This is a genomic window from Ensifer sp. ENS07 (genome assembly GCF_014852185.1).
GTDB classification, from domain to species: domain Bacteria; phylum Pseudomonadota; class Alphaproteobacteria; order Rhizobiales; family Rhizobiaceae; genus Ensifer; species Ensifer adhaerens.
The window spans coordinates 361,387-380,984 of the sequence record NZ_JACVBE010000004.1 but is presented as its reverse complement, the minus strand read 5'-3'; the positions used below and the strand labels follow the sequence as shown (position 1 = coordinate 380,984).

General features: G+C 64.4%; 17 protein-coding genes. 12 read left to right on the top strand and 5 right to left on the bottom strand.

The annotated features are described in order from the left end of the window. Nucleotides 1-39: 39 nt before the first annotated feature. The gene (locus IB277_RS16790) at nucleotides 40-753 is read left to right on the top strand and encodes a pyrimidine 5'-nucleotidase (protein WP_090295082.1); all 714 of its coding nucleotides are present in this window, start codon (nucleotides 40-42) and stop codon (nucleotides 751-753) included. A 168-nt stretch (nucleotides 754-921) separates the two neighbouring features. Next, nucleotides 922-1,443, top strand: a complete 522-nt coding sequence (locus tag IB277_RS16785; RefSeq protein ID WP_162728662.1) for an EF-hand domain-containing protein — start codon at nucleotides 922-924, stop codon at nucleotides 1,441-1,443. A gap of 118 nt (nucleotides 1,444-1,561) precedes the next feature. On the opposite strand, the gene IB277_RS16780 is transcribed toward IB277_RS16785, so the two are convergent. Next, complete coding sequence (locus IB277_RS16780; protein ID WP_077962548.1) at nucleotides 1,562-2,461, bottom strand: LOG family protein; 900 nt, start codon at nucleotides 2,459-2,461, stop codon at nucleotides 1,562-1,564. A 365-nt stretch (nucleotides 2,462-2,826) separates the two neighbouring features. Here IB277_RS16780 and dapD point away from each other — a divergent pair, with 365 nt between their 5' ends. From dapD to IB277_RS16765, 3 genes are all read left to right on the top strand, one after another. Beyond that, nucleotides 2,827-3,684, top strand: coding sequence for a 2,3,4,5-tetrahydropyridine-2,6-dicarboxylate N-succinyltransferase (dapD, locus tag IB277_RS16775; protein ID WP_090295087.1), 858 nt, complete (start codon nucleotides 2,827-2,829; stop codon nucleotides 3,682-3,684). 5 nt (nucleotides 3,685-3,689) lie between these two features. Then, on the top strand, nucleotides 3,690-4,073 hold the full coding sequence (locus IB277_RS16770) for a DUF805 domain-containing protein (RefSeq protein ID WP_034797357.1): 384 nt from the start codon (nucleotides 3,690-3,692) through the stop codon (nucleotides 4,071-4,073). A 139-nt stretch (nucleotides 4,074-4,212) separates the two neighbouring features. Next, a complete protein-coding gene (locus IB277_RS16765) occupies nucleotides 4,213-6,165 on the top strand; it encodes a DEAD/DEAH box helicase (protein ID WP_090295088.1) in 1,953 nt (650 codons plus the stop codon). A gap of 164 nt (nucleotides 6,166-6,329) precedes the next feature. Here the strand turns inward: IB277_RS16765 and IB277_RS16760 are convergent, their stop codons facing one another. After that, entirely contained in the window at nucleotides 6,330-7,241 is a 912-nt protein-coding gene (locus IB277_RS16760; protein WP_034797362.1) for a LysR family transcriptional regulator, read from the bottom strand. Nucleotides 7,242-7,381: 140 nt separating this feature from the next. Between IB277_RS16760 and IB277_RS16755 the strand changes: the two genes are divergently transcribed. From IB277_RS16755 to IB277_RS16735, 5 genes are all read left to right on the top strand, one after another. Further along, entirely contained in the window at nucleotides 7,382-8,206 is an 825-nt protein-coding gene (locus IB277_RS16755; protein WP_034797364.1) for an alpha/beta hydrolase fold domain-containing protein, read from the top strand. Nucleotides 8,207-8,285: 79 nt separating this feature from the next. After that, nucleotides 8,286-9,488 carry an efflux RND transporter periplasmic adaptor subunit gene (locus IB277_RS16750; protein ID WP_034797366.1) on the top strand — a complete coding sequence of 401 codons (1,203 nt, stop codon included), beginning with the start codon at nucleotides 8,286-8,288 and terminating at the stop codon, nucleotides 9,486-9,488. Between the two features lie 128 nt (nucleotides 9,489-9,616). Then, entirely contained in the window at nucleotides 9,617-12,802 is a 3,186-nt protein-coding gene (locus tag IB277_RS16745; RefSeq protein WP_060519801.1) for an efflux RND transporter permease subunit, read from the top strand. Between the two features lie 222 nt (nucleotides 12,803-13,024). Beyond that, nucleotides 13,025-14,218, top strand: a complete 1,194-nt coding sequence (dapE, locus tag IB277_RS16740) for a succinyl-diaminopimelate desuccinylase (protein ID WP_090295090.1) — start codon at nucleotides 13,025-13,027, stop codon at nucleotides 14,216-14,218. Beyond that, nucleotides 14,205-14,804: a hypothetical protein gene (locus IB277_RS16735; RefSeq protein WP_090295091.1), complete on the top strand. Its 600-nt coding sequence runs from the start codon at nucleotides 14,205-14,207 to the stop codon at nucleotides 14,802-14,804. The genes dapE and IB277_RS16735 overlap by 14 nt, the downstream gene beginning before the upstream one ends. Before the next feature lie 10 nt (nucleotides 14,805-14,814). Here IB277_RS16735 and truA read toward each other — a convergent pair whose 3' ends face one another. The 3 genes from truA to def form a co-directional block, all read right to left on the bottom strand. Next, entirely contained in the window at nucleotides 14,815-15,558 is a 744-nt protein-coding gene (truA, locus tag IB277_RS16730; protein WP_090295093.1) for a tRNA pseudouridine(38-40) synthase TruA, read from the bottom strand. Further along, nucleotides 15,558-16,493, bottom strand: a complete 936-nt coding sequence (gene fmt, locus IB277_RS16725) for a methionyl-tRNA formyltransferase (RefSeq protein ID WP_090295095.1) — start codon at nucleotides 16,491-16,493, stop codon at nucleotides 15,558-15,560. The genes truA and fmt overlap by 1 nt, the downstream gene beginning before the upstream one ends. A 163-nt stretch (nucleotides 16,494-16,656) precedes the next feature. After that, the gene (gene def, locus IB277_RS16720; RefSeq protein WP_034797616.1) at nucleotides 16,657-17,181 is read right to left on the bottom strand and encodes a peptide deformylase; all 525 of its coding nucleotides are present in this window, start codon (nucleotides 17,179-17,181) and stop codon (nucleotides 16,657-16,659) included. Between the two features lie 151 nt (nucleotides 17,182-17,332). Here def and IB277_RS16715 point away from each other — a divergent pair, with 151 nt between their 5' ends. Next, nucleotides 17,333-18,526 (top strand): DNA recombination protein RmuC, encoded by a 1,194-nt coding sequence (locus IB277_RS16715; protein ID WP_090295096.1) that lies wholly within the window; start codon nucleotides 17,333-17,335, stop codon nucleotides 18,524-18,526. A 52-nt stretch (nucleotides 18,527-18,578) separates the two neighbouring features. Beyond that, on the top strand, nucleotides 18,579-19,478 hold the full coding sequence (locus tag IB277_RS16710; RefSeq protein ID WP_090295098.1) for a ribokinase: 900 nt from the start codon (nucleotides 18,579-18,581) through the stop codon (nucleotides 19,476-19,478). Nucleotides 19,479-19,598 lie beyond the last annotated feature (120 nt).

The following is a 19,598-nucleotide window of genomic DNA, read 5'->3' as shown; positions in this document are numbered from 1 at the left end:
CCCGTTTGCCGCCACGGTCGGTCGTGTCATAAGGCGGTCATGAAAAAGCTCGACCGCCTGCCGACCCGCTCCGAATTCGCCCATGTCACCGACTGGGTCTTCGACCTCGACAACACGCTCTATCCCCACCACGTCAACCTGTTTGCGCAGATCGACCGCAACATGACGGCCTATGTGGCGAAGCTTTTGTCGCTCGATCCGGCCGACGCCAAGAAGCTGCAGAAGGACTATTACCGCGACCACGGCACGACGCTCAAAGGCCTGATGGTCCATCACGGCATCGACCCGAACGAGTTCCTCGAGCAGGCCCATGCGATCGACTATTCGATCGTTCCGGCCGACCCGGCGCTCGGCGAAGCGATCAAGTCGCTTCCCGGCCGCAAGTTCATCTTCACCAATGGCAGCGTTGCCCATGCGCAGATGACGGCCCGGGCGCTCGGGATCCTCGACCATTTCGACGACATCTTCGATATCGTCGCCGCCGACTTCGTGCCGAAGCCCGCGGGCGAGACCTATGACAAGTTCATGAGCCTGCACCGGGTCGATACCCGCAATGCCGTGATGTTCGAGGACCTGCCGCGCAATCTCCTCGTGCCGAAGGCGCTGGGCATGAAGACGGTGCTGCTGGTGCCGCAGAACCTCGAATACACCTTTGCGGAATCGTGGGAAAAGTCGAACGACACCGACGAGCAGATCGACTACGTGACGGAAGACCTCACCGGCTTCCTGCGGAGCCTCCTCACAGATCTCTAGAGTGGCGCTGGCGGACGCCGCAAAGACGGCGTCCCGCCCGCTGCGACACAATTTTGCCGCCGAAAAACCCCTTTTCGGCCAATGACTTAAATTACCAAAGTTTAACTGGCGTCGGCTGCACCCGCGTCTATCCTTGCGATCAGAAACAACCGATCGAAAGGACGCATGATGCCGAACAAGACCCTGATCCTCGGCGTGGCTGCACTCTCCGTCGCCGTCACCGGAATGGCCTCCCCCTCCTTTGCTGCCCGCGAAAAGATGACGCCCGAGCAGCGCGGCCAGCGCATGATAGAGCGCCTCGACACCAACAAGGACCAGAAGGTTTCGCTCACCGAGTTCCAGGCGCGGATCTCCGACAATTTCAAAACCTTCGATACCAATGGCGACGGGCAGATCAGCGCCGAAGAAATGAAGGTCAAGCGCGAGGCCTTCCGTGAGGCGCGCAAGGCCTGGAAGGACGCCAAGGCAAAGACCGGCACGGAGCGCGAGACCGCCCTTGCCAAGCTGAAGGAAGCCCGCCCGGCCATGCTGCCTGGCCTGCGGCCCAAGGCCTTCAAGCGCGTCGATACCGACGGCAACGGCTCCTTGAGTGCCAGCGAGGTTTCAGGCGCCGCGGAAGCCATGTTCAAGCGGCGTGACAAGAATGGCGACGGCGTCATCGACGCGGCCGACTTTACCAAGAAGATCTGACGGGAGCTCTTCTCTCTCCCCACCGCCCGGTGGAGAGGCTCCCGGCTAGCCCATAGCCCCTTGCTCCCCCCAGCGAGGGGCTATGCGCATTGTCGGAGGCGTTCCGCGCGAGATCGTTTCAGCGGCGGCCGTTCGCCATCGGCACCGACTTCGGATCGACCGTTTCGTAGAAGCGGGAGATGATCTCCCAGGCTTCCTCGGCCGTTTCGACGAAGTGGACTAGGTCGACATCGTTGGGCGCGATCGTGCCGAACTCGGCAAGCGCCTCGAAATTGACGATCGAGCGCCAGAATTTTTCCCCGAAGAGAATGAGCGGAACCAGCGCAAGACGCCCGGTCTGCATCAGCGTCATCGTCTCGAAAAGCTCGTCCAGCGTGCCGAAGCCGCCCGGGAAAACGGTGACGGCCTTGGCGCGCAACAGGAAGTGCATCTTGCGGATGGCGAAATAGTGGAAGTTGAACGACAGTTCGGGCGTCACGTAGCGATTGGGCGCCTGCTCGTGCGGCAGCACGATGTTGAGGCCGATCGACGGCGCGCCGACATCATCGGCGCCGCGATTGCCCGCCTCCATCACGCCCGGCCCGCCGCCGGTGACGACGACATATTCCTTGTAGTGCAGCTTGGCCGAATGCTCGGAGCAGAGCCGCGCGAACTTGCGTGCTTCCTCGTAATAGACCGAGGCGGCTTCGAGGTTCTTGCGCTGCGTCTCGTTCTTCGCCGCCCAGGCGTCGCCGCCGGGCTCAGGAATGCGAGCGCCGCCGAACATGACGACGGTGGAGTTGATGCCGCGCTCTTCCAGCATCATTTCGGTCTTCAGGAGTTCGAGCTGCAGCCGGATCGGGCGCAGTTCCTCGCGGCAGAGAAAATCGTCGTCGATATAGGCGAGGCGATAGGAAGGCGAAGCCGATTGCGGCGTGACCGGAACGGTCTGTGCGCGTTGCCGGCTCTGCGAGCTGTCGGCCAGCGGATCCCAGACCCCATCTTTGCGGCGCAGAGCGCGCTTCTTCATGCGTGCCATATTCTCGTCTTTCCCGTCGCGTTCCGGACAATCGGCATCTCGTCCAGACGCGTCCTATCCTCAATCCTCGGTCATGAAGGTCGCAAGCGCATCAGCGCGCTGCGGCGGCCTTTGCGTATCCCGAACGGGTACGCGGCGCTGTAGTGCCGTGTTCGCCTCAGTTTGCCAAGCCCCGGCCACTCCAGGGACCTGAAAAGCCCTTCAACTTTTCAGGATCACGTCGTGCAGCCACCGCCGCTCAGGACGTGTCAAGGTCGCTGCAGCAGCTAGATCTGCTGCATAATTTTGTCCTTAAATCGATTCCGATTTTCGGATTTATGCAGTAGAGCTTTCGCAGGATAACCGCCGAACTTTAAGGAATTCCGATGACGAACCACGACCTCGCCTCCCTGTCGCAGACGATCGAAGCCGCCTTTGAAGACCGCGACTCCGTCAACACCGGAACGCGCGGCGCGGTGCGCGATGCCGTCGAGACGGCGCTGAACCTGCTCGACAGCGGCAAGGTCCGCGTTGCCCAGTGCGGCGAAGACGGCAACTGGACGGTCAATCAGTGGCTGAAGAAGGCCGTGCTGCTCTCCTTCCGCCTCAACCCGATGGAAATCGTCAAGGGCGGCCCGGGCCAATCGGTCTGGTGGGACAAGGTGCCCTCGAAGTTCGACGGCTGGAGCGTCAACGAGTTCGAGAAGGCCGGCTTCCGCGCCGTTCCGAACTGCGTCGTGCGCCGCTCGGCCTACATCGCCCCCAACGCCATCCTGATGCCCTCCTTCGTCAATCTCGGCGCCTATGTCGGCGAAGGCACGATGGTCGATACCTGGGCGACCGTCGGCTCCTGCGCCCAGATCGGCAAGAATGTGCACCTTTCGGGCGGCGTCGGCATCGGCGGCGTGCTGGAGCCGATGCAGGCCGGCCCGACGATCATTGAAGACAACTGCTTCATCGGCGCCCGCTCGGAAGTCGTCGAAGGCTGCATCGTGCGCGAAGGCTCGGTCCTCGGCATGGGCGTCTTCATCGGCAAGTCGACCAAGATCGTCGACCGCGCCACCGGCGACGTGACCTATGGCGAAGTGCCGCCCTACTCGGTCGTCGTCGCAGGTTCGATGCCCTCGGGCTCGACCATGGGCAACGGCCAGCCGGCGCCGAACCTCTATTGCGCCGTCATCGTCAAGCGCGTCGACGAGAAGACCCGCTCGAAGACCGGCATCAACGAACTGCTTCGGGACTGATCGCGATGACACCGGAGGGGCCGCAGCCGAGCATGACCTGGCTGTTCTTCAGCCCCTCCGGTCGCATCGGCCGCCTGCCCTTCTTTCTTTCCTGGCTGTTCTGGTTCCTGATCGGCGGCTTCATGGTCGCCCGGATGGTTGCCAACGAGGGCAATGAGACGGTGCTGGCGCTCTGGACGCTGGCATTCGTCGTCTCGAGCCTCGTCTCGCTGCCCTCCATCGCCATGCTGGCGATCAAGCGCCTGCACGATATCGGCTATCCCGGCCCGCTTTCCCTCACTCTGTTTATCCCGGTCTTGAGCCCGGTCGTCTTCATCGCCCTTTGCCTCTGGCCGGGCGATCAGGGGCCCAACGAGTTCGGCGCGCGCAGCGACGAACCCGGCCCTTGAACCCTTCGCCCCTGTACAAGAACCGCGTGAGCGCGTATGTAGCGCGCCATGACAGGCCCGCGACGTGTTGGCCGCGGCAATTGGCGCCGAGACGATCCGTTCGTCCTGGGCTCTACGACCGATATCCGAAAGACAAGATATGACTGAATTCGAAGGGATCGCGCCTGCGATCGCCGAGGCGTTGGCAAAACGCGGTTACAACGAATTGACGCCGGTTCAACAGGCGATGCGCGATCCGGAACTCGCCGGGCGCGACGCCCTGGTTTCGGCGCAGACCGGTTCCGGCAAGACGGTCGCCTTCGGCTTGGCGCTGGCGCCGACGCTGCTTGGCGACGAACGCCGCTTCGGGCCTGCCGGTGCCCCCCTGGCGCTCGCCATCGCACCGACGCGCGAACTGGCGCTTCAGGTCAAGCGCGAGCTTGAGTGGCTCTACGGTGAGACCGGCGCGACAATCGCCTCGTGTGTCGGCGGCATGGACATGCGCACCGAGAAGCGCACGCTGGAACGCGGCGCCCACATCGTCGTCGGCACGCCCGGTCGCCTTTGTGACCATATTCGCCGCAACTCGCTCGACATTTCTTCGCTGCGCGCCATCGTTCTCGACGAAGCCGACGAAATGCTCGACCTCGGCTTCCGCGAAGACCTCGAATTCATTCTCGAAGAGTCCCCGGACGATCGCCGCACCCTGATGTTCTCGGCGACCGTGCCGAAGTCGATCGCAACGCTTGCCAAGAACTACCAGCGCGACGCCGTACGCATCAGCACCGCTTCCGAACAGAAGCAGCATGTCGATATCGAATACCGCGCGCTCACCGTTGCGCCGAACGATCGCGAAAACGCGATCATCAACGTGCTGCGCTTTTACGAAGCGCGCAACGCCATCGTGTTCTGCTCGACCCGCGCCGCGGTCAACCATCTGACCGCCCGCTTCAACAACCGCGGCTTCTCGGTGGTGGCGCTTTCGGGCGAGCTCAGCCAGAACGAACGCACCCACGCCCTTCAGGCCATGCGCGACGGCCGCGCCCGCGTCTGCATTGCGACCGACGTTGCCGCCCGCGGCATCGACCTACCGGGCCTGGAACTGGTCATTCACGCCGATCTGCCAACCAACTCCGAGACGCTGCTTCACCGCAGCGGCCGCACCGGACGCGCCGGTCAGAAGGGCGTCAGCGCCCTTATCGTGCCGGTCAACCAGCGCCGCAAGGCTGAGCGCCTGCTCGACGGCGGCCGGATTACCGCGACCTGGGCACGCCCGCCGTCGGCCGACGAGGTCAGCCAACGTGACGACGAGCGCCTGCTTGCCGATACGAGCTTTGCCGAGCCGATCCGCGAGGACGAACAGGCGATCGTGGCAGCACTTATCGAGCGCCACGGTGCCGAGCAGATGGCCGCCGCCTTCGTACGCCAGTTCCGTTCCGGACGGTCCGCTCCGGAAGACCTGATCGAAGTCGCTGTCGGCGCCAAGCCGCGCCGCGACGAACGCGCACCGCGCGAGGACTTCGGCGCCGAGCGGGCCGATTTCAGCGACGGCAGCTGGTTCTCGCTGTCCGTCGGCCGCAAGCAGAGTGCGGAGCCGCGTTGGCTTATCCCGATGCTCTGCCGTCACGGCAAGCTGACCAAGCGCGACATCGGCGCGATCCGCATGCAGCAGGAAGAGACCTTCGTCGAGATGACCGCCGAAGGCGCCGAACGCTTCCTGTCGGCGATCGGCAAAGACAAGATGCTGGAGAAGGGCATCCGCGTGAAGCCGCTCGCCGGTGCGCCGGATCTGTCGCAGCAGCGCCAGGAAAAACCGAGTTTCTCGAGGGACAAGCCGAACTACTCCAAGGATAAGCCGGGCTTTGCCAAGAAGCGCCCCTATTCCGACGACGCCCCTCGCAATGACGACCGCGGCGACTTCAAGCCGAAGCGCAAGTTCGAAAAGAAGGCCGCCTATAGCGATGGGCCCGCCCATACCGAGGACAGGCCGCCGGCGAAGGGCGCCGAAAAGCCCTGGGGCAACAAGAAGAAGGGCAAGCCGGACGCTGGCAAGGACGGCGGCTTCAAGCCCAAAACCAAGCCGAAGGGCAACGCCAAGAACCGCCAGGGCTGAGCCCGGCGACGGCAACCCAAAAGCCAATCAACAAGGCGCTGCGATCCGATCGCGGCGCCTTTTTTTGTTACTCCGACGACCGGGGAGCGAGCGGTCCCGGCACTCCGCCCGGACGCTCAGCGCAACGCGGATCATGCATGGCACCGAGCCAGCGCGCGTGACGGTCAGGCAGCGTCGAGCTGCGACTGGGCGACAATCTTGACCACCCAGTCGGCAAAGACGCGCAGCCGGCTGCTCAGGTGCCGGTTCGGCGGATAGACGAGATAGATCGGCATGGGCTCGACTTCCCAATCCTCCAGCACCGGCCGCATGGCGCCGGTCTCGAGGTCCTCGCGCACCATGAAACGCGGCGCCTGAATGACGCCGAGGCCGGCTCGCGCCGCCGCGAGATAGGTGGTGGCTTCATTCGCCGCCACGGCATAGCGGCCGTTCACCTCAATCTCCTCGTTGCCGCGCTTGAAGTAGAACGGCAACTGCTGCCCGGTCTGCGGCCGGAAGTAGCCGACGACGTAGCAGTTCTTCGAGAGATCCGAGGGATGCTGCGGGATCGCGTGGCGCGAGAGGTAATCGGGCGCTGCGCAGGCGACGAAGCTCATCTCGGTGATGCGGCGCGCGATCAGGGACTGGTCGGTGAGCGCACCGACGCGAATGGCGCAATCGACATTCTCGGCCACGTAGTCCACCGTCCTGTCCGAGACCCCGAGGTCTATCTGGATGTCGGGATAACGCTTGTGAAACTCCGGTAGCGCGGGGATCACGATCAGGTTGGCAATCGCGCTTGCCATCTCCACCCTGAGCCGTCCCTTCGGCAAGGTCTGGGCGCTCGAAAGACTGCCGTCGAGTTCGTCGAGGTCGGTCAAAAGGCGTGCAGCGCGTTCGTAATAGAGCGCGCCATCGGGCGTTACCAGCACCCGGCGGGTGGTGCGGTTCAGAAGTTTTGTGCGCAGATGCGCCTCCAATCCCTGGATGAGATTGGTCAATGTCGCCTTGGGCATATTCAGCGAAGCGGAAGCGCGGGTGAAATTTCCGGTTTCGACGACCCGGAGAAAGGCGCGCATGGCCGTGAGCTGGTCCATTTTCAAGAGCCGTAATTGTTCGAGAATACGAATAGTGTAATCAGATTGAAAAGACTATTCCAGACAGAAGACAATGCTATTCTCCTATCGTGGCGTGTTGTCGCCACATGTGGGTTTGGCTCGGGCCGAAGGCAAGAGAGATGGGCGAACAGTTCAAAGTGGAGACGATGCAGACGGGCCAAGGCTCGTGCACCGCACGCGTCTACCGCGGCGAGACCCTGCTCAATCCGCCGCCGATCGTACTGCACCTGCATGGTGGCTCCTTCGTCGGCGGAACGATCGCTGCCGGCGAGCGCGTTGCCGAGGCACTCGCGGCAGCCGGAGCGGTGGTGATATCTCCGGAATATTCCGCGGCCTGCCTCAACCCCTTTCCCGCGGCCCTCGATGTCGCCTATGCCATGCTGTCGTCGATGCGCGCGCGCTGCCCGCAGTTCGCACACAAGAAGTCGTCGCTGTTCGTGGCCGGCGAAGAGGCTGGCGGCAATGTCGCCGCCGGGGCCGCGCTGATGGCGCGAGACCAGTATCTGACCGATCTCAAGGGCCAGATCCTGCTGTCGCCGATGCTGGATCCGTGCCTGGCAACGGCATCGTTCCGTCAATACTGTCCCCAGTCCTCGGCGCAATCGATCGCCGACGGCTGGCAGCGCTATCTCGGCCAGAACGGTGGCTTCACCCACCCTTACGCCGCGCCGGCCCACTGTACGCGGCTCGCCGGCCTCGTGCCTTCGCTGATCGTGACCAGCGAAGAGTGCCCGATGCGCGACGAGGCTGAAGCCTATGCCGAGCGCCTGCGCAAGGCGGGCGTGGCGGTGGAATCCCACGTGCTGCCCGGACGCGCCGGATGGTTGCCGCAGAACGCAGGCACCGGCGAAAGCTGGTCGGCACAGCAGAAGGAAATTACCGGCATCTTCGCCCGCTTCTTCCAGAAGGCGGGGGCAAAGCCGGCGGAAATGACGGTGCGTTAGGCGGGGCCGCTCAGAGGCTCATTCCCCGATCTGGCATCGAACGCAAAGCGCCGGCTCCCAACCGGCAAGGAGAGAAAAGATGACATCGACAGTGACCCGCCGGGCCCTCTGGGGCGCCGGCCTGAGTATCCTTTTGTCTGTCGGCGGCGGCGCCGCCGTCATGTTCGGCCTGCCGCAGCATTTCGAGGCCGATGCCGCGACCGATGCGTCCGCCGCTCCTCCGCCGGCCGTGCCGGTCTCGGTGGCGCGGGCGCAGTCCAAGCGCATCACCACCTGGGAGGAATTCTCCGGACGCCTTGAAGCGATCGAGCGTGTCGAGGTGCGCCCGCGCGTCGGCGGCGCCATCCTGAAAGCCCACTTTCGCGAAGGTGCGCTGGTCAAGCAGGGCGACCTCCTGGTGACGATCGATCCCGAGCCCTATGCCGCAGCCGTCGAGCGGGCAAAGGCCCAGGTCGAGGCTGCCGAAGCGCGTGTTTCGCTCGCCAAGATCGAGCTCGAGCGCGGCCGCAAGCTGGTGACCACCAGCGCCGTGCCGCAGAGCAGCGTCGACCAGCGCGCCAGCGCCTATGACGAAGCTCAGGCGGAGGTGCGTTCGGCCAAGGCGGCGCTGCGCACGGCCGAACTCGATCTGCAATACACAGAGGTCCGTGCGCCGATCTCCGGCCGCGTCGGCCGGCTCGACGTCACCGCCGGCAACCTCGTTGCTGCCGGTTCCGCCTCGCCTGTGCTGACAACGCTCGTCTCGGTCGATCCAATCTATGCGAGCTTCAACGCCAGCGAAGAAGTGGTCACCACCGCTCTCGCCCGGCTCGCAGCATCGGCCGGCGGCAACGCGATCGAGCGCCTGCCGGTCCAGGTCGGCACCGCCGCCGACGAGGGCACGCCGATCTTGGGCCATATCCAGCTCATCAACAACGAGGTGGATGCGGCAACCGGCACGATCCGGGTACGCGCGGCGCTTGAAAACGCCGACGGCAGGCTGATCCCCGGACAGTTCGTCCGCATCCGCATCGGCGAGCCGGACCCCGAGGAAAAGCTTGTGATCAGCGACCGCGCCATCGGCTCCGACCAGGACAAGAAATTCGTCTTCGTCGTCGGCACCGACAACAAGGTCGAGTATCGCCAGGTGAAGCTGGGGCCGAATTCCGACGGTCTGCGCATCGTCGAAAGCGGCCTGAAGTCCGGCGAGAACATCGTCGTCAACGGCCTGCAGCGGGTTCGCCCCGGCGTCGTCGTGGCGCCGCAGCAGGTCGAGGAAACGACCGCCTCTATCGCCAAGTAATCCCGGCGCCTCTTCGCCCGGTGTGAAGAGGCTCCAGCCAAGGCATCACTCTGCAGACATGGCCGCGCGGCGCGTTTTTTCGCCGCGCCCGCCGGAGGTCTGCCCGAACGCATCCCAAGGGGGATACCATGAACTTCTCACGCTTCTTCGTCGACCGCCCGGTCTTCGCGGGCGTATTATCGGTCCTGATCTTCGTGGCCGGCCTGATCGGCATGACCGGTCTGCCGATCTCCGAATATCCCGAAGTCGTCCCGCCGCAGATCGTCGTGCGCGCGCAATATCCGGGCGCAAACCCGGCCGTCATCGCCGAAACGGTGGCGACACCGCTTGAAGAACAGATCAACGGCGTCGAAGACATGCTCTACATGCAGAGCCAGGCGACCGCCGATGGCCTCATGACGCTGACCGTCACCTTCGCGCTCGGCACCGATCCGGACCAGGCGCAACAGCTCGTCCAAAACCGCGTCTCGCAGGCCGAGCCGCGGCTGCCCGAGGAGGTGCGCCGCCTCGGCGTCACCACCGTCAAGAGCTCGCCCGACCTTACCATGGTCGTGCACCTGCTTTCGCCCAACGGCCAGTACGACATCAACTATCTGCGCAACTACGGTGTGCTCAACGTCAAGGACCGGCTGGCCCGCATCGAAGGTGTCGGCCAGGTGCAGATCTTCGGCGGCGGCGACTATTCGATGCGCATCTGGATCGACCCGCAGAAGGCAGCCGAGCGCGGCCTTGCCGCAGGCGACATCGCCAACGCGGTGCGCGGCCAGAACGTCCAGGCGGCGGCCGGCGTCATCGGCGCCTCGCCTTCCGTCCCGGGTCTCGACCTGCAGCTTTCCGTCAACGCGCAGGGCCGTCTGCAGACGCCTGAGGATTTCGAGAACATCGTCGTCAAATCCGGCGCCCAGGGCGAAGTGACTCGGTTGGGCGATGTCGCCCGCGTCGAAATGGGCGCGTCCGAGTACTCGTTGCGCTCGTTGCTAGACAACAAGCCGGCCGTCGGCATGGCGGTCTTCCAGGCACCTGGATCGAACGCGATCCAGATTTCGGACGACGTCCGCAAGGCCATGGCCGAGATGAAGCTCACCATGCCTGAAGGCGTCGACTACGGCATCGTCTACGACACGACACAGTTCGTGCGCGCCTCGATCGAATCCGTGGTCGACACGCTGCTCGAGGCGATCGCGCTGGTCGTGCTCGTCGTCATCATCTTCCTGCAGACCTGGCGCGCCTCGATCATCCCGCTCGTCGCCGTTCCGGTCTCGATCGTCGGCACCTTCGCCGTCATGTATGTCTTCGGCTTCTCGATCAACGCGCTCAGCCTCTTCGGCCTCGTGCTTGCGATCGGCATCGTCGTCGACGACGCGATCGTCGTGGTGGAAAACGTCGAACGCAACATCGAGCAGGGACTGTCGCCGGTCCAGGCGACCTACCGCGCCATGCAGGAAGTCTCGGGTCCGATCATCGCGATCGCGCTGGTGCTCGTCGCGGTGTTCGTGCCGCTCGCCTTCATCACCGGCCTCACCGGCCAGTTCTATCGCCAGTTCGCGCTGACGATCGCCATCTCGACCGTGATCTCGGCGCTCAACTCGCTGACGCTCTCCCCGGCGCTGGCTGCCCTTCTCTTGAAGGACCACCACGCGCCGAAGGACTGGCTGACGCGGGTGATGGACAGGCTTTTCGGCTGGTTCTTCCGCGGCTTCAACCGCTTCTTCGGGGCAAGCTCGGAAGCCTATGGCCGCGGTGTGGGTCGCATCCTGACACGCAAGTCGCTGATCATGGTGGTCTATGTCGTGCTTCTCGGCGTCACCTTCACGCTGTTTCGCGCGGTCCCCGGCGGCTTCGTACCGGCGCAGGACAAGCAGTACCTGATCGGCTTTGCCCAGCTTCCGGACGCAGCCACGCTCGACCGCTCGGAAGACGTGATCAAGCGGATGAGCGAAATTGCGCTCAAGCACCCGGGCGTCGAAAACGCCATCGCCTTCCCGGGCCTGTCGATCAACGGCTTCACCAACTCGTCGAACTCCGGCATCGTCTTCGTCGCGCTCAAGCCCTTCGAGGAACGCAAGACGCCTGAACTGTCCGGCGGCGCGATCGCCATGCAGCTCAACCAGGAATTCGGCGTCATCCAGGATGCTTTCATCGCCATGTTCCCGCCGCCGCCCGTCCAGGGTCTCGGAACGACCGGCGGCTTCAAGCTGCAGCTCGAGGACAAGAACGGCCTCGGTTACCAGGCGCTCGACGAGGCGACCAAGGCCTTCCTCGCCAAGGCCTACCAGGCACCGGAGCTGGCCGGTCTCTATTCGAGCTACCAGATCAACGTGCCGCAGCTCTATGCCGACCTTGACCGCGTGAAGGCACGCCAGCTCGGCGTGGCCGTCACCGACGTCTTCGAGACGCTGCAGATCTACCTCGGCTCGCTCTACGTCAACGACTTCAACGCCTTCGGCCGCACATACAGCGTGCGCGTCCAGGCGGATGCGAACTACCGCAGCCATGCCGACGACATCGGCAAGCTGAAGGTGCGTTCGCAATCCGGCGAGATGATCCCGCTGTCAGCGCTTCTCAAGGTCGAGCAGACGGTCGGCGCCGAACGGGCGATCCGCTACAACGGCTTCCTGTCGGCCGACATCAACGGCGGCCCGGCACCGGGTTTCTCGTCCGGCCAGGCGCAGGAAGCCATCGAACGCATCGCCGCTGAAACCCTGCCTCCGGGCATCGGCTACGAATGGACGGACCTGACCTACCAGCAGATCCTGGCTGGCAACTCCGGCATCCTGGTCTTCCCGCTGGCGCTGTTGCTCGTCTACCTCGTGCTTGCGGCCCAGTATGAGAGCCTGACGCTGCCGATCGCCATCATCCTGATCGTGCCGATGGGCATCATGGCGGCACTCGTCGGTGTCTGGCTGACCGGAGGCGACAACAACGTCTTCACCCAGATCGGTCTGATCGTCTTGGTCGGGCTATCGGCGAAGAATGCCATCCTCATCGTCGAGTTCGCCCGCGAACTGGAACTGTCGGGCAGCACGCCGGTCAAGGCGGCGATCGAAGCGAGCCGGCTGCGTCTGCGCCCGATCCTGATGACCTCGATGGCCTTCATCATGGGCGTGGTGCCGCTTGTCATGTCGACCGGCGCCGGTGCGGAAATGCGCTCGGCCATGGGTATCGCGGTCTTTGCCGGCATGATCGGCGTCACCGCCTTCGGCATCTTCATGACGCCGGTGTTCTACGTGCTGATCCGCAAGCTCGCTGGCGAGCGGCCTCTGAAGCACGCGGGAGCCCATATCGAGGCGCCGCATCTCGCACCCGGAGAATAAGCCCTTCTCCATTCCCTTCGCGATCTTCAGGCGGGCCGGATCCTTCCGGCCCGTTGAAGCTGCGGCGCTGCGCCTCCGCCCAGGCGCGGCGCCGTTCTGCGTTCGACGTCACAGTTCCCGTCTCGCGTGCCCCATCCTGCGTGACAGTTCGCTGGCGATCGGATAAACCAGCAGCCTCCATTCCCAAGGCCCTTCGTGGCCATGCAGACGGCATAACGTTAGATGACCTCCACCGATCCGATCGCCAATCTCGCCACCCTCATTCGTTGCCCCTCAGTCACCCCGGCCGAAGGCGGCGCGCTTGCAGCCCTTGAAGCCATGCTGAAGCCGCTCGGCTTCGCGGTCGACCGCGTGATGGCCAAGGAGGCTGGCACGCCCGACATCGAGAATCTTTATGCGCGGCTTGGAACCGAAGGCCCGCATCTGATGTTTGCCGGGCATACGGACGTCGTTCCCGTCGGCGACGAGGCCGCCTGGAGCCACGGTCCGTTTTCGGCCGACATTTCCGGCGGCGAGATGTATGGCCGCGGCGCCGTCGACATGAAGGGCGGCATCTCCTGCTTCGTCGCGGCAATCGCCCGCCATGTCGAAAAGCATGGCGCTCCGAAGGGCTCGGTCTCCTTCCTCATCACCGGCGACGAAGAGGGACCGGCGATCAACGGCACCACCAAGCTCTTGCAATGGGCGGCCGACAAGGGCGAGCGCTGGGATGCGTGCCTGGTCGGCGAACCGACCAACCCGGAGAGCCTTGGCGACATGATCAAGATCGGCCGGCGCGGCTCGCTGTCCGGCCGCATCACCGTTCATGGCGTGCAGGGGCACGCGGCCTATCCGCACCTTGCCGACAGCCCTGTGCGCGGCATCCTGCAACTGACGCAGGCGCTGATGGACCCGCCCTTCGACAACGGCACCGAGAGCTTCCAGCCGTCCAATCTCGAAGTGACGACGATCGATGTCGGCAACAGTGCCGTCAACGTCATTCCGGCCAAGGCGACGGCCGCCTTCAACATCCGCTTCAACGACACATGGACGGCGGATAGCCTGATGGCCGAGATCATCGCCCGGCTCGACCGTGCCGCGGCAAGCGGTAGCCTGCGTCCGGACCGCGCCCCCGTTCGCTACGAAATCGTCTGGGCCGAGCGCCCGAGCCACGTGTTTCTCACACGCAACAACGCGCTGATCGATTCGCTCTCCGGCGCGGTCGAAGCCGTCACGGGGCGCCAGCCGAAGCTGTCGACGACCGGCGGAACCTCGGATGCGCGCTTCATCAAGGACTATTGCCCGGTGGTCGAGTTCGGCCTCGTCGGCCAGACGATGCACATGGTCGACGAACGGGTCGCCGTCGCCGACCTCGAGACCCTGACCAATATCTATGAAACCTTCATCGCCCGCTGGTTCGGCCATGCCGCTGCTTGATGAGGTGCTTGCCTATATCCGGGGGCTCTGGCTCCTGGCGCAGGGTAACGAAGAAGGCTTCCGCTGGCTCGATTTCAGCGAGAGTGGCCTCTGGCGCTCGTTCACGTCCATGCTCTGGTGCCTGCCGGCGATCGCCGTCACCTGGGCGTCCTGGCGGCTCTACTACCTCTCGGTCATGCCTGATGGCACCACGATCGGCATCGGCTTCATCTTCAAGCTGCTCGTCGTCGATCTCGTCAGCTGGCTCTTGCCGCTGGTGCTGATCGCCGTTCTCTCGCGCCCACTCGGATTTGCCGGAGCGGTGGTACCGATCGTCGTTACCACAAACTGGCTCTCGGTTCCGCTCTCCTACGCCATGGCAGTGCCGGCGGCGATCCGTGTCGTCATTCCCGGGAGCCAGGGGCTGACGAGCTTCATCTGGTTGACGCTGCTCGTCATCAGCGTTGCGGTGCTCTTCCGGCTCTTGCGCATGGTGACCGGCAACCAGACGCTGCTTGCCTCGGCGCTGACGGCGCTGTTCCTGTTGCCGTCGATGATGATCGGCGATCTCTTGCAGCGCTTCTTCGGTCTGATCCCGACAAGCTAGGACTTCGGGATCAGTAGTCCACCTGAAGGAAATAAAGCCCATCGGGCGGCGCCACGGGGCCGCAGGCCTTGCGGTTGCGGGCCTCAAGCGCTGCCTGCAGATCATCCGGCGTCCACTTGCCTTCGCCCGCCAGCTTCAGCGAGCCGGCGAAGGAGCGGATCTGGTTGTGCAGGAAGCTCTGCGCCGTTGCGCGGATCTCTATAACGCCGGCGACAAGCGCGACGTCCAGCCGATCGAGCGTGCGCACCGGGCTCGCCGCCTGGCAATGGGCGGAGCGGAAGGTGGTGAAGTCATGATGGCCGACGAGGCGCTGGGCGCCTGCATGCATGGCTTCATGGTCGAGCGGCTTCGGCACCCACCAGGCGCGCCGGGCTTCAAGCGCCAGCGGCGCGGGCCGCGAGATAATGCGGTAGAGATAGTGGCGGCGCAGCGCCGAGAAGCGCGCGTCGAATTCCTCGGACACTTCCTCGGCCCCGAGGATCGCCACCCGCTCGCCCGCAAGCCCCAGATGGGCATTTAGCGCGTTGCGCAGCGTGTAGGGCTTCCACGGACGCGTGAGATCCGCATGCATGACCTGGCCACTGGCGTGCACACCGGAATCGGTGCGGCCGGCGCCGCGGATCGACACGGTCTCTCCGGTCAGCGACAGGATCGCCTTTTCGATCGCCCCTTGGACGGACTCTCCGTTGTCCTGCCGCTGCCAGCCGACATAGTCCGAGCCGTCATATTCGACGGTCAGCTTGAACCGCGGCATCAGCCGACCCTCGTGCCGGGCGCAACCGGCGTTCCGCGCAGGAAATCGGCCACACCCAACGCCTTGCCGCCGGCGCGCTGCAGGCGGGTGAGCCGAACGGCGCCCTCGGCGCAGGCAATCGCCAGGTTGTCGTCGAGCACCGTGCCGGCCTCGGCCTCGCCGGAAGCAGGCTCCGAGTTCAGAACCTTGATGCGTTCCGGCTTGCCAGCGATCTCAAGTTCGAACCAGGCGCCCGGGAATGGCGACAGGCCACGGATATGGTCGTGCACCTCGCGGGCGGGACGGGTGAAATCGATGCGGGTTTCCGTTTTGCTGATCTTCTGGGCGTAGACGACGCCGTCCTCGGCCTGGACCGTCAGCGGCAGATCGCCGGCCTCGAGCTTCGCCATCGCTTCCCGCATCAGACTGGCGCCGACCTGCATCAGGCGATCGTGCAATTCACCCCCGGTCATCGTCTCGCCGATCTGAACCGTCTTGGTGAGGGCGACCGGGCCGGTATCGAGCCCCTTTTCCATCTTCATCACCATCATGCCGGTCTCGTGGTCGCCGGCCATGATCGCGCGCTGGATGGGCGCTGCACCGCGCCAGCGCGGCAGCAGCGAGGCGTGGCCGTTGTAGCAGCCGAGCTTGGTGCCGGTGAGGATGGCCTCAGGCAGAAGCAGGCCATAGGCGACGACGACGGCGACGTCGGCGTCGAAATCACGGAAGGTCTGGCGGTCCGCCTCGTCCTTGAAGTTGACTGGCGTCAGCACCGGAATGCCCAGAAGCTCGGCCGCCTGGTGCACCGGCGATTTCTGCAGATCGAGCCCGCGGCGGCCACCCGGCCGCGGTGGCTGGGTGTAGACGGCGACGATCTGATGACCGGCCTCGGCAAGTGCCGCCAGTGTCGGCACCGAAAATTCCGGTGTGCCCATGAAGATGATGCGAAGCGACAAGGCGGTAACTCCGTCCTTTCAGATCACTTCATGCGGGGAAACGGCGAAATGATCTCATTCTCTAAAAACAGGACAATTCCAGGAAAGCCGTTTCACGCTCTTCCTGGAATGTTCAATGGGTTCCCGCCTTCAAAATTTCGCGTGATCTTCCGCGATTGAAGGCTCAGATCGCCTTTGCGCCGCGCGTCTTGGCAGCCTTGGTGAACTTGCGGATCACCATGTCGCGCTTGAGCTTGGAGATGTGGTCGATGAACAACACGCCGTTCAGGTGGTCGATCTCGTGCTGCAGGCAGGTGGCGAGCAGGCCTTCGGCCTCGATCGTCTGTTCCTTGCCGTCGCGGTCGAGGTGCTTGACGGTGATGACGGCGGGGCGCTCGACCTCGGCGTAGTAGTCCGGGATCGACAGGCAGCCTTCCTCGTAAACCGAATAGGTGTCGGACGAAGCGACGATCTCGGGGTTGATGAAGACAAGCGGCGTCTTCTCGTCGCCCTCTTTCGAAACGTCGAGCACCAGCATGCGCCTGGCGACACCGATCTGGATCGCGGCAAGGCCGATGCCGGGGGCATCGTACATGGTTTCGAGCATGTCATCGGCCAGACGGCGGACGTCCGCGTCGACGGTTTCGATCGGCGTTGAAACCTGGCGAAGCACAGGATCGGGAAGGATGATAAGCGGCTTGATGGTCATGATGCTCCCATAGCCGATCTTTCCATCGACGCGCAAGGAAATTGCCTTGCCACCTGCGGCACCCGCTCGTCCCTCGTCGGGCGTTAACCGCCGCGCACACATGTTCTCGTTTTGATCTACACTTCGCGAGAGAATCTGTTAGGTTTGGCGCATGGAACCCGCGCCCCTTCCCTTCGCCCAGCCGTTGTTTTTCATCGGCACCCTGCCGATTACCCTGGGCCATCTGGCGATTGCCGCCGGCCTTGTGCTGGCTGTTGCCGGCCTGATGGCGCTCTCGCGCCGGCGCAATCCCCGCGACGACGAGCGGCAGGAACAGATGGCAATGCTGCTGGCAGCACAGACGGAGATGCAAGGGCGGGTCGCGGCCATGGCCGAGGTGTTCGGCGCCCGGCAGGCGGAGCTCAACCAGACACTCAGCCAGCGCATCGACGGCATGACCCATCGCATCGGCGCCTCGATCAGCGAGCAGACCAAGGCGACACACGAGAACCTACGCCGGCTGCAGGAGCGCCTCGCGGTCATCGACACGGCCCAGAACAACATCCAGTCGCTCGCCAAAGACATGGCCGGACTTCAGGCGATTCTATCGAACAAGCAGACGCGCGGCGCCTTCGGCCAGTCGCGCATGGAAGCGATTATCGCCGACGGGCTGCCGATGGGTGCCTTCGAATTCCAGGCGACGCTGTCGAACGGGGCGCGGCCCGACTGCACCATCCGCATGCCGAACGGCCAGCCGCCGCTGGTCATCGACGCCAAATTTCCGCTCGAAGCCTGGAACGCGATGCGGGATGCTCCGACCCCGGAGCGGCGCCTGCAGATCGCCCAACTCTTTCGCCGCGACATGGAAACGCACGTGCGCGACATCGCCGGCAAGTATCTGATCCCGGGCGAGACGCAGGACACCGCCTTCCTCTTCGTACCCTCGGAATCGATCTTTGCGGAGATCCACGAGCATTTCGAAGCGATCGTGCAGAAGGCGCATCGCCAGCGGATCGTCATCGTCTCGCCCTCCCTGCTGCTGTTGTCGATCCAGGTGATCCAGGCAATCCTCAAGGATGCGCGCATGCGCGAGCAGGCGCACCTGATCCAGGGCGAAGTCGCGCGGCTGATGGAGGATCTCGGCCGTCTCGACGAGCGCGTGCGCAAGCTGCAGGGCCATTTCGCCATGAGCCAGAAGGATGTCGAGGACATCCTCGTTTCCTCCAGCAAGCTCACCCGCCGCGGGGCCAAGATCGAGGCCCTAGAGCTGCAAGCGGAAGGCGGCACACGGGACGCGGACGAACCACGTGCCGCGGTCGACAATCGGGTCGGGCAATTGCGCCTGCGGGTGGTTGACGAGGACTGAGGCTGTCGGGCACTCTCCGGCCCAATTCGCAAAGCCGACAGGATAGTTTCACATGATTACTGTTTTTGGGTCCATCAACATGGATCTGATCGCCACCACCGCACGCCTTCCGAAGCCCGGCGAAACCGTCGCCGGCACCAGCTTCTCAACCGCCGCCGGCGGCAAGGGCGCAAACCAGGCGCTGGCCGCACGGCGTGCCGGCGCGACGGTGCAGATGGCAGGCGCAGTAGGAAAGGACAGCTTTGCTGACGGCGCGCTCGAGCTGTTGAAGGGTGCGGGCACCGACCTGTCGTTGACCAAGACGGTCAGCGAGCCGACCGGCACCGCCCATATCCTCGTCGGCGGCGACGGCGAAAATGTCATCGTCGTCGTCGCCAGCGCCAATGCGACGGTCGATGAAGCCGATGCGGTGAAGGCCGTCGACGGCATGAAGCCCAGCGATACCTTGATGCTGCAGCTCGAAATTCCGGCCGCCTCGGTCGAGAAGGCGCTCACCGCCGCCAAACAGAAGGGCGTGCGTTCGGTCATCAACATCGCGCCGCTGACACCGGAGGCAGCCCGCCTCGGCCGCCTCGCCGATATCGTCATTGCCAACGAAACCGAATTCGAACTGCTGGCCGGCAAGAGCGGTATCGGGAGTACTGAGCGCGAAGAAGCGATGAAGGCGCTGCACGCGGAGACCGGCCAGACGGTCATCGTCACGCTTGGCGCCGAAGGCGTGGTGGCCGTACATGAAGGCGAGATCCAGCGCGCCAAGGGCCTGAAGATCGAGCCGGTCGATACCGTCGGCGCCGGCGACACCTTCTGCGGATATCTCGCAGCCAGCCTCGATGCCGGCATCGCCTTCCCCGACGCTCTGCGCCGCGCAGCAGTCGCCGGCTCTCTCGCCTGCCTGAAGAGCGGCGCCCAGCCCTCGATCCCGCTTGCTGCGGACGTGGCCTCGCGTCTCTAAATCCTGCGCGAAAAAGCACGCACTTGAGACGGGCGAAGTCGCCCGTCTCATTTTTCCCAGGCCCTGGCCCGCATAGATTTCACCCTCCCGACGGCCGCTTGCGCAATCCGGACAGCCGAT